Genomic DNA, 15,394 nt, shown 5'->3' with positions numbered 1-15,394 from the left:
TATGTTCCCCCAAGCATTCAGAAATCTTCGGTATATCTCATTGTAGAGGATTTCACGGCAAAAAGAAAACCCGCGGAACCTTACATTTTCGTCACCTGTTCCGAAGTACGAACACCCAGGACATGCCGCTCGATTCCGGCAAGGTCCGGTACAATGATAATTTCCGGCCAATGTCCCGCCGATTCAAGCAAAGCTGCGATGTCACGAGCCTGACCCTGACCCAGCTCAAAACCAATGATCTGCGGTGGCGCAGACAGCAGCGCCAGTTGCTCCAGCATGATACGGTACGGTGCAAGCCCGTCCGGACCGCCGTCCAAAGCCATGCGCGGCTCATGATCGCGCACCTCTTGCTGTAACCCGGCGATATCCGCCGCCGGGATGTATGGCGGGTTGGACACCAGGATGTCCACCCGAGCCCCGGCGAACGGGGCCAGCAGATCGCCTTCACGGAAGTCGATCTGTACCCCGTTCGCGGCCGCGTTCCGCGCGGCCACTTGCAGGGCAGCCGCCGAGAGATCTCCGGCGCCTACCTGCCAGCGCGGGCGTAGTGAAGCCATCGTCACCGCGATGGCACCACTGCCCGTGCCGATATCGACGGCGAGCGGAGCGCCGTCAGGAAATACGCGGTCGGCTTCGCGCAGCACAGCCTCGACCAACAGCTCGGTCTCCGGCCGCGGAATCAGCACGGCCGGCGTGACCTCGAACGGCAGCCCATAGAATTCCTGGCTGCCGATAATGTATTGCGCCGGCTCACCCGCAGCCTTGCGCGTGACGGCGTCCTCCCAGCGGCTGCGATGCTCGCTGGGAAAAGGCTCCGGCTGCATCATGTAATACGCGGCGCCATAGACGCCGAGTACATGTTCCAGCAGCAGCCGGGCATTGTTTTGCGGCTCGTACACGCCGCACTTCTCCAAAAAAGAGGAAGCCTCCACGAAGGCTTCCCGACAGCTCTGTTCCGGCGTCATGACAAACTGCGCGCGGGTCACAGATTATTCTCCTCTATCCATCATCTCAGTCTGCTGAGCAATCGTCAGTGCAGACAAAATATCTTCAATCTCCCCGTTCATGATCTGATCCAGCTTGTGCATCGTCAGACCGATACGGTGATCCGTCACACGGCTTTGCGGGAAATTGTACGTACGAATCCGCTCACTGCGGTCGCCCGTTCCCACTTTACTTTTCCGCTCAACGGAGATCTTCGCTTCCTCTTCCATACGTTTCATATCGAAGATACGTGTACGCAGAACCTGCAACGCTTTTTCCTTGTTGGAGTTCTGTGATTTTCCATCCTGACATGTCGCCACGATTCCCGTTGGAACGTGTGTTACCCGTACTGCGGATTTTGTGGTATTAACCGATTGTCCACCGGCACCACTGGAACAGAAGGTATCAACACGGATGTCTTTGTCATGAATTTCAATATCAAAATCTTCGGCTTCAGGCATAACCGCAACCGTTGAAGTTGACGTATGAATACGTCCGCCAGACTCGGTTGTTGGAATACGCTGCACACGGTGTGCGCCGCTTTCGTATTTCATTTTGCTGTATGCGCCGCGTCCGTTAATCAGGAAAACAACCTCTTTGAATCCACCGAGATCATTTGTGTTAACGTCCATCAGCTCTACACGCCAGCCTTGTGCATCTGCATAACGTGTGTACATCCGATACAGATCTGCTGCAAACAACGCCGCTTCATCTCCACCAGCTGCTCCGCGAATCTCAACAATAACGTTTTTGTCGTCATTCGGATCTTTTGGCAACATAAGCACACGAATCAATTCGTCCAGTTCCTTCTGGCGAGTGCTCAGTTCGTCAATTTCCATTTTGACCATTTCGCGCATCTCATCATCCAGTTTCTCCCCCTGCATTTCCTTCGCAGCTTCGAGATCCTGACTTACCTGTTTGTACTCATTGTACGCTTCATAAGTTGGTTGCAGATCGGATTGTTCTTTGGAATATTCCCGCAACTTTTTGTTGTCGCTTGCTACATCCGGGTCACACAAAAGCTCGCTCAACTTGTCATAACGGTCGGCTAACGCCTGTAATTTATCCAACATGTATAGTCACCTCACGCATTATTTTGTCCAAGCACATCACATTTTCAATACTTATTTCAATTCAACATTAATTACATCTATAATCTATATTCCACAACGCACAGGATTCTCACCGAATCCCCTGACCGCAGCATGTATTCACATTCATGTATGATCGACGTATAACATCGCTACAACGTCATCAAATCCTTTACTTTTAAAGTGATATCAAGAAATCGTGTACCCTGTGTGAAGCCCGCTTCAGCTCATCCGTTCGAGCGCGAAATTCAACGTGGTATACGACTCTTAATTATAGCATATTCTTATGGTTCTGAATAGTAACTGTTCCGCATGCGGATGAACTAATTTTTGTGTTGCAAAATACAAAATGAAATTGTTGTTCGATGTTGTTCCGAAATGTTCCTACTGTGGTATAAGTATAGCAAGTGTAAAATAAACAAAAGCCTCGATGCGCTAACATCGTGACTTCTCTAACAAAGGCCGGTGGGCGACCAACCTAATCCCGGTGGTTTTTCTTGTTCTGCGCTACTTTCCACGCACTGCATAAGGCTGTTAACCCCACTGCAAAACTCTAAGTCAAAGACCCCACGAACTTCACGAGAAGGTCGCAGGGTCTTGTTATTAAATCTACATATAAACGAGTAACAACCTATACGTTGAAACGGAAGTGCATAACGTCGCCGTCATTTACAACATACTCTTTACCTTCAAGACGAAGTTGTCCGCGCTCTTTGGCACCGTTCATGGAACCCGCTGCAACCAGATCGTCGTAGGAAACAACTTCTGCACGGATGAATCCGCGTTCGAAGTCGGTGTGAATGACACCCGCTGCGCCTGGTGCTTTCGTTCCTTTACGGATTGTCCACGCACGAACTTCCTGCACACCTGCTGTAAAGTATGTGTACAGACCGAGCAATTTGTAAGCCGCTTTGATCAACAGGTTCAGACCGGAATCCTCGATACCGAGTTCTTCCAGGAACATTTGTTTATCTTCGCCTTCCAGCTCAGAAATCTCTTCTTCAACCTTCGCACTGATTGGCACCACTTCTGCGTTCTCAGCAGCTGCGAATTCTCTTACTTTTTGCACGTAAGCATTGTTCGCCACGTCGCCGATTTCGTCCTCAGCTACATTGGCTGCGTACAGAACAGGCTTCAGGGTAAGCAAGTGCAGATCACGTATGATCAGAAGCTCGTCATCCGTAAGTTCCATGCTGCGTGCCGGCTTGTCATCGTACAGAACAGCCTTCACTCTCTCCAATACTTCTACTTCTTGAGAGGCAGTCTTGTTGCCGCCCTTCATGTTTTTCTTGGAGCGATCGATTTTCTTCTCAACACTCTCGATATCGGCCAGGATCAGCTCCAGATTGATCGTCTGGATGTCGCTTACCGGGTCAATTTTGCCATCAACGTGTGTAATGTTCTCATCTACAAAGCAACGTACCACGTGTACAATCGCGTCTACTTCACGGATGTGGGCAAGGAACTTGTTACCAAGACCTTCGCCTTTGCTCGCACCACGAACAAGACCAGCGATATCTACAAACTCAAACGCCGTTGGTACTGTTTTCTTAGGTACAACGAGTTCTGTCAGTTTGTCCAAACGCTCATCTGGTACTTCAACGATCCCCACGTTAGGGTCAATCGTACAGAACGGATAGTTTGCCGATTCGGCACCTGCTTGTGTAATTGCGTTAAACAATGTAGATTTACCAACGTTAGGCAAACCCACGATTCCAGCTTTCAAAGCCATGTATATGACAACTCCTCATTGATTACTTGTTCGGTATGGATAATCCTATACATTATATATGACAAACCTCAAGGCATCAAGGAACTTCGCCAATTCGACCAGAGTCCCATCCGCTTCCCGAAATCCCCGGTTAATGCAGATAATTCGTTTTGCGCAGATCTTAAGTTTTGCCTAGAATATCCGCTATTAGGTTTACCCTTTGATTTCCTTATACATCGTCAGATCCGTTACCTCATATCCCATCTTGCGATACAGGCTGCTCGCCCGCACATTATGTCCAAAGACATGCAAACCAATGCGATCCACGCCAAGACTCAAGGCCGTCTGTTCAAGCGCCTGCATCGTCTCTGTTCCGTATCCCTTACCACGGTGTGCTTCTTCAACCACAATATCCAGCAAAAAAGCATCTTTTCCACGGCGATTATCCGTGATATTAAACCAGATATACCCCACGTTGCCGTCCACAGGGTGCACCAGATTGTAGAGATACGCTCCAGGTGTGTTCAAGCCTTCTGGCAGATAACGTTCATAAGATTCCTCCGCCAGTTGCTGTGCCTCTTCCTCAGCCCAGGTGCCCGCTTCTACTTTTTCCTGTGCAAAATCCTTAATCGATCGAATGCGAAAACTCGCATAATCTTCCTGATTCATTGGAGAAAGTTTCAACTTTTTCCCCTCCTTATTTCGAGTGATCTTGATTATGTATGATCTCTGTGCAGCCCTTTTTGCACTACTAGTATCTTATTGTATCCTGTTCTTCCGCTTAGCGCATGAAGAATTCTGACGATTCGGATTTCAGTTTTCATATTTATCCATTTTAATTATAACTTTTGATCTCTTCCCATCGTTTATACCTCATGAAGGAAAGGAGTGGATCACATTGAACACACGTCGCCGATTTTCCAAAAAGAAGATGATTATCTTGTCCACTATTATAATCGTCATAGGCATCATCGCCTTTAGGAGCTTGCTGAATGCAGTCGATCCCTTTCGCCACTTAAGGATCACGATCCACAACCAGTCCGACTATGATCTCACCAATATTCAGGCTAGCCTAGTCCAAGGCGACAACTCATCTAACAACAACGAGAGTGGCTCCACCTACGTATTTGATAAGGATATTCCCAGCGGAACAAACGTGAAATTCGCCCCACGGCTGAAACTTTCCGGCGAGGGCGCCATCTCCTTGGCGTTTACGGACAGCCGCGGCAAAACCTATAACAAAATGGTTTGCGGTTATACGGAATACTTGTCAGGCAATTCGTACGTTACTGTAACCAATGAGAATGTCACCGTGAAAGAGGAATGTATGTAATAATTCGGCAACAGTATTATGTAAGTAATTGAAACATTATTACATAATACTGAATAAGGAGGGAATTACATTGTTATTCAATATAATTTTAGGTACAGGTGTAGCTTTGTCTATATTACTTTCTGCACATCCAGCTAGTACTGTTGAATTAGAGTATAGAGTGAAAGATGCTTTTACTCCCCCTCCAATCACTGTGGATCCGATTGTTAATCCAATGGATGTACAGCTTATCAGACCATTCAATTACAGCAGTTACAATGCATACGAAAAATCCTTCACATTGGATCCTGACAATGGAGAAGATGCCGATGTTTGGATTCAGAACAATAGTACGGATACTATTTATGCCAAACTTACTGTGGGCAATCTTTCCCCAATTGATATTCCAATCAAAAAAGGGACTCAAAAAACAACAAGAATAGGTGTCATAGGCACAACAAACGTCAAAGTTTATATCTATAGTTCAGCAGGTCATAAAATGCATATGAATATCAGTGCCCGACAATTTTAATATTATAAACAGTGTAGAGGATACTTCTTAAATGAAGTATCCTCTACACTGTTTATGTTCCAGATTATCATAGAAAGCAATATGAGTAGACTCAAAATATATAATTAAATAACTCCAATGAAGTTTATATCATCTTCATTTTGACCCCACGCCTAACGCCGTTCCACCAGACGTGACGTCTGCTGCAAATCCTCGATCCGACCTGCGCCAATGCCAAACATCACGGTACGCAGCTCAAATTCAACCTGTTCCAGCCGCTCATTCAGCGCATCATCGGAAGCGACTGCGGATTCGAGTAGAGATCGGCCAAAACCAGCGAGATCCGCACCGAGCGCGAGGGCTTTGGCCGCGTCTACGCCCGTGTACAGTCCACCGCTGCCGATCAAGGCACCAGTAGGGTTCAGCGCACGCACTTCCTGAATACACTCCGCTGTCGGAATGCCCCAGTCGGCAAAAGCTTCAGCAGCAGCCCGGCGTACCGGGTTATTGTTACGGTACTTCTCCACCTGTACCCAGCTTGTACCGCCTGCACCGGCCACATCGATAAACGCCACACCCGCTTCATATAGGCGTTGAGCCGTCACGCCATCGATGCCAAAGCCTACTTCTTTTACGCCAACAGGCACTTCCAGCTCACGACACAAGTTTTCAATCCGCTGAAATAATCCGCTGAAATTGGTGTTACCTTCCGGCTGGAAAACTTCCTGCAACGTGTTCAGATGAAGCACGAGCATGTCCGCTCCCGCAATATCCACCGCACGTTGGAAATCAGCCGTGGTGAACCCATAGTTCAGCTGCACCGCGCCCAGGTTGGCAATGACCGGGATGTCCGGTGCCCAGCGCCGTACATCGAAGGTACTCGCCAGTTCCGGCTGTTCTACAGCAGCCCGGATCGAACCTACGCCGAGCGCCCAGCCTCTGGCGTTTGCTACTCGAGCGAGGCGCTCATTGATGGCGCCCGTTGTTTTGCTTCCACCCGTCATCGAACTGATGAGCAAGGGTGTACGCACTTTTTTGCCAATGAACGAAGTCTCCAGATGAACCTCTTCAAAATCCAGTTCAGGCAGTGGGTGATGGCGAAACGCAAACCGCTCCATACCGCTGGTTACCCCTTCTCCTGCCACATTCTCCTCAAGACAGAGGCGCACGTGTTCCAGCTTTCGTTCTCCCGTAGCCACTTCGGGAAGCAGCCGTTCGCCGGCTCGCTCTTGTTCATTCATGATGAGACCTCCTATGTGAGAATCGTGCGGATCGACAGGATAACCTGCCCGTTCCTTGCTTCTATGTATATACGTCTTTTGTACAAGACAAAAACATTAATCCTATAAGCATTGCAGCTCAGCAGTTTAACTCTATCCAGTATAACGTTCCAAACCATCTATTGAAAGGATGCCCCGACACCAAATGTCTCACTTAAATCTCGGAGCACCACTATTTTATACCTACGCAAAAGCACGGATCATCTGTCGCATCTTCAAAGCTGGTTAACACGGACGATGCACACGCACATGGGTCAACAGAATGCACTTCCACTCCATCATCTGCACAACGAACTTATCTCAAGATTTCCGATGCCAATTGCTCACCAACAAGCTGTCCGGACAATGTCACAATCGGGGTTCCCCCGCCTGGATGTGTTGTACCGCCGACGTACCAGAGTCCTTGTACATCTTTGCTTCGGTTGCCTGGTCGCATGAAGGTCTGCTTCACGGAGTTGGACGAGATACCGTAGATTGAACCTTGATGCGCCAAGGTATCCCGTTCGATATCTCGCGGCGTATATCGGATCAGCACATCAGATTGGTTCAACCCGGTAATTCCTCGTGCTGCCAATTGTTCCAGTACAAACGCACCGTAACGTTCCGTCTGCTGCTCCCAATTCCACGAATCCGACAAGTAGGGGGCATTGACTAGAATGAATAGGTTACTGGCTCCCGCTGGGGCCATGCCTGCTTCCGAATAACCGGAATAACAGATGTAAATCGTCGGATCAGCAGGCATTTTACGTTCACGGAAAATATGGTCGAACTCCGGTTCATAACGTTCCGGGAAAAACACCGTATGGTGCAGCAATGCATCATATTGTCTTCGCACTCCCGCCAACGTCACAAATCCCGAAATGGATGGCTCATACTTCTGTATACGAGCATCGCTCATCTCTTTCCGATGTTCCGGTGCGAGCAGCAGTCGATTCACGCTAAGCACATCTCCATTGGCAACCACCTGGTCGGCTTCCCGGAAACCTTGATCCGTATCCACGCCAGCCACTTTGCCATTCCGAACAACAATCTGCCGGACCTCTGTGCCAGTAATAATTTGTACGCCTTTTTCCTGTGCCAGACGAGTCATTCCTTCGATCAGTTGATAGGTTCCACCTTTGACTCCGTAGATGCCCACCTCTGCTTCCACATGACCCATCATTGCAAAGATGGAGGGCGATTGATACGGCGATGATCCCACATAGGTCGCGTACCGTCCGAACATAGCCAGCGTATGTGGATGCTGGAAATACGAACGCAGTAACTTATCCAGCTTCACCGTTGGCCGCACGCGGAGCAGGCTGCGCAGCATCTGGAGATTGTATTTGTCAGAAGGAGACAGCAGCAACTTACCGAGAAAATGACGATTAGCTTCCGCATACAGTGCAGCAGATTCATCCATAAACGCATCATAACGAGCCGCATCCTCCGGACTGTACGCTGCGATCTGCTCTTTCATCCATCCGCGATTGCCTGACAAATCTACCACTGTGCCATCTGCAAATATATTACGCGTGCGAGGCTCTAACTCATATAACTGTACGTAATCTTCCATTGCTACTCCCGCATGGTCGAAGACTGAACGAAAGGTAGATGGCATCGTGATCGTGCTCGGTCCACGGTCAAAATGATACCCGTCCCGCTCAATCTGCTGCAGCTTGCCACCTACGTGTTCCTGCCGTTCCAGAATGGTTACCTGCACACCTTGTGAAGCCAGTCGGATCGCACACGACAGACCTCCGAATCCTGCTCCGATTATAATGACGTTACCTCTCAACTGTACCGCCTACCTTTCCATACATACCCCTTGCCGGAGCGGCCTGCCTGCCAGGAAGCAAGTCCGATGGCAATGACACAAGCCATGCTGACCGGTTGCAGAAGGGCGAGCCACCAGGGTTGTCCGCCAGCATGATCCGCTACTCTTTTCACAGCCATACCTAATAAAGTTCCTATCAATCCATACAGAACGGATATCGAACTGCCCATAAGGAGTCCAATAATCAAACCTAGCGGGGGCACAATATACATCAGTGTATACATCAACATCGTGCCCAGCAGCAGCACGTCTTTGCGCCCCATACCTTCGTACATATTTTTCTTATATCCGTTCCATACTTCTGCCCCGTTCTGATACATGCGGGTATTTGTTACGTCATGCACATCGGTCAGCATCACCGGATGGCCTGCACGCTTGACTGCTTTGGCGAGACTCATGTCATCCACCAGATGCGCCTGAATGGCAGCATGACCACCGGAAGCCTCGTAACTGGAGCGATGAATCAGCAAAAAAGCCCCCGTAGCGGCCACAAACATCGGACTGGATGATCTGCGTATCATAAAAATGGGCAGATGACTGATGATGGTGAAGACCATCATGGGCACAACAAGCTTTTCCATCCACGTCTTTGTTACCTGATAAGGAAAACCGGTTACCAGCCCCCCGCTCTGCTCACACCCTGCTGCAAGAGTCTGCCGAATGGCACTTGGCTCCAGACGCACATCCGCATCCACGAACATATACCATTCTCCCTTGGCCTCCTGAACCAACCTGTGACACGCATGGGATTTCCCCATCCAGCCCTCGGGAAGATCGACACCATGCAGCAAACGCACACGCGTATCGCGATCCGCAATCGCCTGTACCATGGCCGCTGTCTCATCTTCGGAGCGATCATCCAGCACCAGCACTTCCATCCGGAATCCCGATGTCTCGCTCGCTAGTACACTTTCAAGACATCCTTCGATATGTAGTCTTTCATTTCTGGCTGGAATCAGAACCGAGACCAGCAGGCCTGGTGGTTGTATCTTGTCTGCCCGGAATGAACGTACTTTGGGCAGACAGGAGACGTTCCATAGAGCGAACAGCAACTGTATGCCCAATATGCATGTAAGCACAATCCAGAAGATTTCAGATGCATTCATGCTAACGGTTCACCCGCTTTCGTGCCGCATCGTATTTTTCACTTGTCGAACGTACATGACGAATCAGCGGAAGCGCATCTGGCAAACTTCCCTGCCCCATCCGTACAAGTGCTGATCTATGATCGTCTAACTGCTGTTCCAACACATGGCCGAGTCTGGCGGCAATCTCTTCACTCTTCAACGCCTTCCAGTCTTCTAGCACAGGCGGGCCTGCCTGCATCGATATTTCCGGTAGATCATGCTGGACCATCCCATGGCACAAGGTTACCGGTACGGCGATGGCATTCGGGGAGCGACGAAGCAGCAATCCGATGCCTGGACGGAACCGAATCGGTCTGGCCTCCTGATGCAGAATTTCTCCTTGGGGAAAAATCCAGACCCTTTTACCCGAATTCAACAGCTCACTGGTGTACTGTAGAGAGGTCCGAATACCGGACGCACTCTCCTTATTGATCGAATACGCACCCAATTTACGAAAAAAAGCATATTGCTGAAGCTGTTGCTCCTCCATCATCACATAATGATCTCCCCGCGATGTCTGTCTGGCCGCATGGTAGAGCAGCAGACCATCCCACCAGGAACTGTGGTTCATGAAATAGATCACCGGACGAGTCGGTTCAATCGTGGAGTTGTCCCTGATGTCCACCTGCGGGTCCAGTGACCCTGTGAGCGTGAAGGAGCGGAAGCGCCGACGTAGCAGATAATAGTGATTGTATAAGGCAAATATATGATTAAACGTTTTTGATTTTACGGCGCGAATCATAGAGCCAGCTCCCTTCGGCAAGAAGCACACCAGCAATGGCGATGATAAAGCTGCCTGTAATCCCTTCCTTTAGAGCAAGCAGGCCGAACAGAAGAATAAACAGCTGATACAGCCATTTTGCACGCAGCAATGAGCTACGGTCATTAGGCATGGCCGGAAGGAAGAGGGATAGGAATGCACCCATGATAAACCAGCTTATGTAATTGGTCCACGGAACACCGTAGAAACCACCTGGAGCCTGCCACTCCCAGAATCCTCTCGCATGCGCAACAGGATCGAGTACCAGGTCGAGTACAATTGCCCAGAACCCGGTCTTCAATGCTCGAAGCAGTTTGCCAGTCCATGTTGAACCACCACCACTTAACAGCGCCGAGTTACCAACCACTGCGATCCAGGCAAAACCCAGCGTAACTGGCACACTGAACATATGAATCCCAAAGAAGTCTGAGTAAGCATACTCACCAAAAGGCCAGTGCGTATGCACTCCTATCCACTCTACGCCCATACCTCCAAGCCAGATGATCACAGAGGATATCCAGAGTCCGGGTTTCAGCCAGATGACTGACTGGTCGGACAGACCTGTCCGATTACGCCCTTGGTAGATCAGATCCAGCACATACAATGCATAGAAGATTAGAAATAAACCATTTGAAAAAGACAATACGTCAGGCACACCGATCGTTAGCATCAAGGTTGCTCCAATGACATACCACGCCCAGTAAAGCCACTGGATCATCAGGATACCGCCGTTCGGGAGGCTTGATAGGCCAGCATCGGGTAACGTTTCACAATCGCACCCAGCATCTCCAGTTTCAATTCATCGCTAACATATGCCCGTTTGGTATATACGTCATAGTCGTTGCGTTCAACCGCGTGTAGAATGGTGGAGTAAAAGGCTGCTGCCAGCTCGATGGAAAACGCACTTTCCGTTGGGTACGTATCCAGACGATCCATGCCAATACGGAACCAGTTCAATGCTGCAGCTTTTAATTCATGAACAATGGCAATAAACCGTTCGTCCACGACCCCGTCTTCAAAGTCCTGCTCGGTGTAACCATGCTTCTCCATGATCTCCAGCGGAACATACCGGCGTACTCTGGCCCGATCTTCACCAACATCTCGAATAATATTAACGATCTGCATCCCTTTACCCAAAGCAATCCCGTTCATGGCTACTTCCGCGCCGTTATCATCCCGCAATACAGGCAACAACATCTCACCTACGGTTCCGGCTACCAGATAACAATAATGCTCCAGTTCCTGCATCGTTGCATAATGCGTTACTTTAAGATCTGTGAGCTGCCCTTCCATCTGACGGAAAAATGGCCCCTTATCGAGATGAGGAAAACTGCTGAACAACCATCTCAGTGCTGGCCAGATAAAGTGTCCTTCCGCGTCGTCTAGCCGATCAAACAAGTCATGGATCTCGTGAATCGTATAAGGCGAATGTTCCGGCTCGTCTACACTGTCATCAATCATGCGGCAGAAGGCATAAATGACATATACCGCTTCCCGACGTGGACTAGGCAGCCCTCTAAAAGCCTGATAAAAAGAGGAAGAACCCTTTTGCATCAACTCTTCACACCTGCTCAAAATCGCTTCATTCATGTTCCCATCTCCTTCATGAGTTGATTGACGGCCATCCGTGCACTCTGCATTACAATCGGCACTCCGCCACCTGGATGTACAGATGCTCCTGCGGCATATAATCCCTTTATATTAGGGAATGGTTTGGGTTGCGGTCGGTATACACCGGACTGGAACAATACAGGTGCTATACCAAAGCTGCCGCCCCCATAGAGCCCGTCTCGCTCTGCGTCAGCGGGTGTACGTACCTTTTTCCACTTGATCGCTGCACGAAGTCCCGGGAATCCTCGTTGCTCCGCTTCTTCCAGTACACGTTCTGCCAATGCTTCACTCTCCTGATCCCAGTCGACACCTTCAGCATCTGGTACGGGAATGAGGAAATACAATACACTCTGTCCTTGAGGTGCTGCAGTTTCATCCAATGCGACCGGATTAAATACGTAAAATGAGGACTTTGCCGGAATGCGTCGCTGATTGAAGACTTCCTGTAAACTACCTTCTAGACTCGGTGGCAAGAAGAACTGATGCGTCGTTGCATCTTCCCAGGTTTTGTCCACGCCCACATAGAGCAATACACATCCGGAAGAGGGACGATACGGTTTTCTTTTACGTGCTACCTCTGGTGATTGTCCAAGCAAACCTGATAGATGGGGGAAATCACCATTGTAGATAACTGCATCCACATTTTCTGCGCCTGCTGCCGTTTCTATACCTTCACATACACCATTTTTAATCGTGAGCCCGGTAACTTCCGCATTCAGCACGACACGCCCACCACGTGATATCAGTTCCTGTTCCAGAATAGCCGGCAATGCCGCATATCCACCTTTGACCATCCAGATACCATATTCATGCTCTGCGTAAGGCAAAAGGGAATAGATACCTGGCGTTCCAAACGGTGATCCACCGATGTATAGACTTTGCAGAGAGTACGCATCAAGCAATTCCTCGTGCTGAAAATAATCGCCAACCGCTTTCCGAACACTTTTGTGTGCACGCAATCTGCCCATGAGGGACATGAGCGAAGGGGTGAAGAAATCCCTTTTGCGCGGAAAAGCCCTTTCCAGAAACGCTGCCCGGCCTGCCGGAAACAACGTGTCCATATCTTTCATGAATCGTGTGAATCCCCGGCTCTCTCCCGGGAACAAACGCTCAATCTCCGCCGTCTGCTCTTCACGTGACGTCATCTTGGTCATGACACGACCACTGTGGTAATGCACTCTGTATAACGGATCACAGCGAAGTAACTCAATCTTCGAACGATCTACGCCTGCTTCCTCAAGTATGCCAAGTAACATCTCTGGCAGCAGCACGATGGTTGGCCCCTGATCGATCCGGTATTCCCCTTCCTGCTCATAGCCAATGCGTCCGCCAACGCGGGAACCCCGTTCATACACGGTGACATCCCATCCCTGACGGTTCAATAACAATGCAGAAGTAAGTCCACCAATCCCTGCCCCTACAATAGCGGCCCGCTTCATGAATGCCCTCCGGCTTCTGCCGTCTTCACGTACGAGGATGGTTTGGAGCTTCTGCGCGCGTCCTCTTCCTGAATCAGTCTGACACTGATTCGTGCCGACTCAAAGATCGTTGGCAACCCGCTGCCCGGATGTGTTCCGCCGCCTACCAGCCATACACTTTTCAACTCTTCAAACTGGTTATGGGGACGCAGATACATCATCTGACCCAAATTATGAGCCATATTAAACGTTGCTCCGCGATACACATCCAGTTCATTTTCCCAATCGAGTGGAGTGAACAGCATACATTCTTCAATGCGTCTGCGAATGTCTGCCAGTTCAGGAATGCCCTCCATGCGTTTCATCATGGCCTCCTGCACATTCTCACGTTCTGCTTCCCAATCGATGTCTGCGGTAAGGTTAGGCGTAGGCATGAGAACATATAAAGCGGATTTCCCTTCTGGTGCCAGCGTCGAATCGAGTCTGGAAGGGTTATGAATATATAGAGATGGATCGGCTGACAACATTTTGTGCTTCGTAATCTCATCAACGTTCAACCGGTAGTCCTCGGGAAAATAGATCGAGTGATGCGGAAGGTCCACATCACCATCCACACCCAGATACAGCATTGCTGTAGAGCAGGAATACTTTTTGCGTTTCATTTTCTCCGGGGTATATTTCTTAAGTACGCCCGGTTCGAACAGATGGTTCACCGCATGTGCAAAGTCGGCGTTCACAACCACATGGTCCGCTTCGATGCGTTCACCGTTCTCAAGCAACACACCTTCTGCACGACCATTGCGAACAATGACCTGTTTTACCGGAGTAGAAGTATGTATGCGTCCTCCGTATTCTTCCACGACATCAGCCATGGCTTGGAAGATCCGATTCACACCGCCAATGGGGTGGAACAATCCGTAGTGGTGCTCAATGAACGATAGTATGGTAAAGGTTCCCGGACAATCCCAGGCAGACATGCCAAGGTATTTGGATTGGAATGTAAATGCCCAGCGTAGACGCTCATCTGTAAAATAGCGGGACAAGATTCCGTAGACCGTATTATGGACATCAAGCTTGGGTAGAGCTGTTACCGCATCTTTGCGCAAATAGTCAGTCAGCTTGCCAAAAGGACGGCGGAGCAAAGGCATGACTTTGCCAAATTTCACTTCTTCTTCTTGCATGAACCGAAGGTAATTGTCCTCATTGCCCGGAAACAATTCCTTAATCTGTGCAGCTGTATCTTCCCGATTACGAGAAGGCGTGAACACCTTATCACCAAAGTTCAGTGCGTACAGTGGGGTTAGCTCTTTCATATGCACATAATCGGATAACTTGCGTCCCACCACGTCGAACATCTCTTCAATCAGCTGAGGCATCATCAAAAATGTAGCACCCCGGTCGAATCGATATTCACCCAGTTCCAATCTGGCAGAACGCCCCCCGATGACTGGCTGTTTCTCATACACATCTACCTCGTACCCCTGACCGGACAATAACATCGCTGCTGCAAGTCCACCTGGACCTGCGCCAATGACAGCTGCACGTTTGCGTTGTTGATTCGGTATCATGCCACTCACCTTTCTATGTAGGGAATTCCTATAGTTCTCTAGCCCCTAACCTATTATTAAACCGCCCAAGAACACTTTAAGCGGTAACTAGCAAAAACATTATACAAATATAATACAAATATTATACGGCCTTGTAAACCAAAAAATGACCCACTGGTCAAAATACGAGGATACTCCATTTATTAACGCAAAAAAACATCCCTTG

14 protein-coding genes are annotated in these 15,394 nt (G+C 49.3%); 2 read left to right on the top strand and 12 right to left on the bottom strand.

Translation table 11 applies throughout. The annotated features are described in order from the left end of the window. Window positions 1-80 precede the first annotated feature (80 nt). From prmC to MKX68_RS13890, 4 genes are all read right to left on the bottom strand, one after another. The gene (gene prmC / locus MKX68_RS13905; protein WP_340912355.1) at window positions 81-965 is read right to left on the bottom strand and encodes a peptide chain release factor N(5)-glutamine methyltransferase; all 885 of its coding nucleotides are present in this window, start codon (window positions 963-965) and stop codon (window positions 81-83) included. Between the two features lie 24 nt (window positions 966-989). Continuing rightward, window positions 990-2,057 carry a peptide chain release factor 1 gene (prfA, locus tag MKX68_RS13900; protein ID WP_076209786.1) on the bottom strand — a complete coding sequence of 356 codons (1,068 nt, stop codon included), beginning with the start codon at window positions 2,055-2,057 and terminating at the stop codon, window positions 990-992. A gap of 649 nt (window positions 2,058-2,706) precedes the next feature. Beyond that, window positions 2,707-3,807: a redox-regulated ATPase YchF gene (gene ychF, locus MKX68_RS13895; protein WP_062836948.1), complete on the bottom strand. Its 1,101-nt coding sequence runs from the start codon at window positions 3,805-3,807 to the stop codon at window positions 2,707-2,709. A gap of 192 nt (window positions 3,808-3,999) precedes the next feature. Continuing rightward, on the bottom strand, window positions 4,000-4,470 hold the full coding sequence (locus tag MKX68_RS13890) for a GNAT family N-acetyltransferase (protein ID WP_289390517.1): 471 nt from the start codon (window positions 4,468-4,470) through the stop codon (window positions 4,000-4,002). 214 nt (window positions 4,471-4,684) lie between these two features. On the opposite strand from MKX68_RS13890, the gene MKX68_RS13885 reads away from it, so the two are divergent. Beyond that, a complete protein-coding gene (locus MKX68_RS13885) occupies window positions 4,685-5,119 on the top strand; it encodes a hypothetical protein (RefSeq protein WP_338588729.1) in 435 nt (144 codons plus the stop codon). A gap of 70 nt (window positions 5,120-5,189) precedes the next feature. Next, entirely contained in the window at window positions 5,190-5,630 is a 441-nt protein-coding gene (locus tag MKX68_RS13880) for a hypothetical protein (protein ID WP_340912347.1), read from the top strand. 152 nt (window positions 5,631-5,782) lie between these two features. Here the strand turns inward: MKX68_RS13880 and fni are convergent, their stop codons facing one another. The 8 genes from fni to MKX68_RS13840 form a co-directional block, all read right to left on the bottom strand. Next, window positions 5,783-6,850, bottom strand: coding sequence for a type 2 isopentenyl-diphosphate Delta-isomerase (gene fni / locus MKX68_RS13875; protein WP_340912345.1), 1,068 nt, complete (start codon window positions 6,848-6,850; stop codon window positions 5,783-5,785). Between the two features lie 334 nt (window positions 6,851-7,184). Then, complete coding sequence (locus MKX68_RS13870; RefSeq protein ID WP_340912343.1) at window positions 7,185-8,666, bottom strand: phytoene desaturase family protein; 1,482 nt, start codon at window positions 8,664-8,666, stop codon at window positions 7,185-7,187. After that, window positions 8,663-9,811 (bottom strand): glycosyltransferase, encoded by a 1,149-nt coding sequence (locus tag MKX68_RS13865; RefSeq protein WP_340912340.1) that lies wholly within the window; start codon window positions 9,809-9,811, stop codon window positions 8,663-8,665. The genes MKX68_RS13870 and MKX68_RS13865 overlap by 4 nt, the downstream gene beginning before the upstream one ends. Before the next feature lies 1 nt (window position 9,812). Continuing rightward, window positions 9,813-10,574 (bottom strand): lysophospholipid acyltransferase family protein, encoded by a 762-nt coding sequence (locus tag MKX68_RS13860; protein WP_340912338.1) that lies wholly within the window; start codon window positions 10,572-10,574, stop codon window positions 9,813-9,815. After that, window positions 10,543-11,310, bottom strand: a complete 768-nt coding sequence (locus tag MKX68_RS13855) for a carotenoid biosynthesis protein (protein ID WP_340912335.1) — start codon at window positions 11,308-11,310, stop codon at window positions 10,543-10,545. Before MKX68_RS13855 ends, MKX68_RS13860 begins: the two co-directional genes overlap by 32 nt. Then, complete coding sequence (locus MKX68_RS13850) at window positions 11,310-12,182, bottom strand: phytoene/squalene synthase family protein (protein WP_340912333.1); 873 nt, start codon at window positions 12,180-12,182, stop codon at window positions 11,310-11,312. The genes MKX68_RS13855 and MKX68_RS13850 overlap by 1 nt, the downstream gene beginning before the upstream one ends. Then, window positions 12,179-13,642: a phytoene desaturase family protein gene (locus MKX68_RS13845; protein ID WP_338588745.1), complete on the bottom strand. Its 1,464-nt coding sequence runs from the start codon at window positions 13,640-13,642 to the stop codon at window positions 12,179-12,181. The genes MKX68_RS13850 and MKX68_RS13845 overlap by 4 nt, the downstream gene beginning before the upstream one ends. Then, a complete protein-coding gene (locus tag MKX68_RS13840) occupies window positions 13,639-15,189 on the bottom strand; it encodes a phytoene desaturase family protein (RefSeq protein WP_340915388.1) in 1,551 nt (516 codons plus the stop codon). The genes MKX68_RS13845 and MKX68_RS13840 overlap by 4 nt, the downstream gene beginning before the upstream one ends. Between the last annotated feature and the right edge of the window lie 205 nt (window positions 15,190-15,394).

Source organism: Paenibacillus sp. FSL M8-0212, from assembly GCF_038004645.1.
In the GTDB taxonomy this organism is placed as follows: domain Bacteria; phylum Bacillota; class Bacilli; order Paenibacillales; family Paenibacillaceae; genus Paenibacillus.
Note: the sequence above shows the minus strand (reverse complement) of the source record. Positions and strands in the feature narration are given on the sequence as shown.

Excerpts from the sequence above, each read along its gene's own strand:
- prmC (WP_340912355.1), bottom strand. The coding sequence starts at position 965 with ATGACGCCGGAACAGAGCTGTCGGGAAGCCTTCGTGGAGGCTTCCTCT.
- prfA (WP_076209786.1), bottom strand. The coding sequence starts at position 2,057 with ATGTTGGATAAATTACAGGCGTTAGCCGACCGTTATGACAAGTTGAGC.
- ychF (WP_062836948.1), bottom strand. The coding sequence starts at position 3,807 with ATGGCTTTGAAAGCTGGAATCGTGGGTTTGCCTAACGTTGGTAAATCT.
- fni (WP_340912345.1), bottom strand. The coding sequence starts at position 6,850 with ATGAATGAACAAGAGCGAGCCGGCGAACGGCTGCTTCCCGAAGTGGCT.
- MKX68_RS13865 (WP_340912340.1), bottom strand. The coding sequence starts at position 9,811 with ATGAATGCATCTGAAATCTTCTGGATTGTGCTTACATGCATATTGGGC.
- MKX68_RS13860 (WP_340912338.1), bottom strand. The coding sequence starts at position 10,574 with ATGATTCGCGCCGTAAAATCAAAAACGTTTAATCATATATTTGCCTTA.
- MKX68_RS13855 (WP_340912335.1), bottom strand. The coding sequence starts at position 11,310 with ATGATCCAGTGGCTTTACTGGGCGTGGTATGTCATTGGAGCAACCTTG.
- MKX68_RS13850 (WP_340912333.1), bottom strand. The coding sequence starts at position 12,182 with ATGAATGAAGCGATTTTGAGCAGGTGTGAAGAGTTGATGCAAAAGGGT.
- MKX68_RS13845 (WP_338588745.1), bottom strand. The coding sequence starts at position 13,642 with ATGAAGCGGGCCGCTATTGTAGGGGCAGGGATTGGTGGACTTACTTCT.
- MKX68_RS13840 (WP_340915388.1), bottom strand. The coding sequence starts at position 15,189 with ATGATACCGAATCAACAACGCAAACGTGCAGCTGTCATTGGCGCAGGT.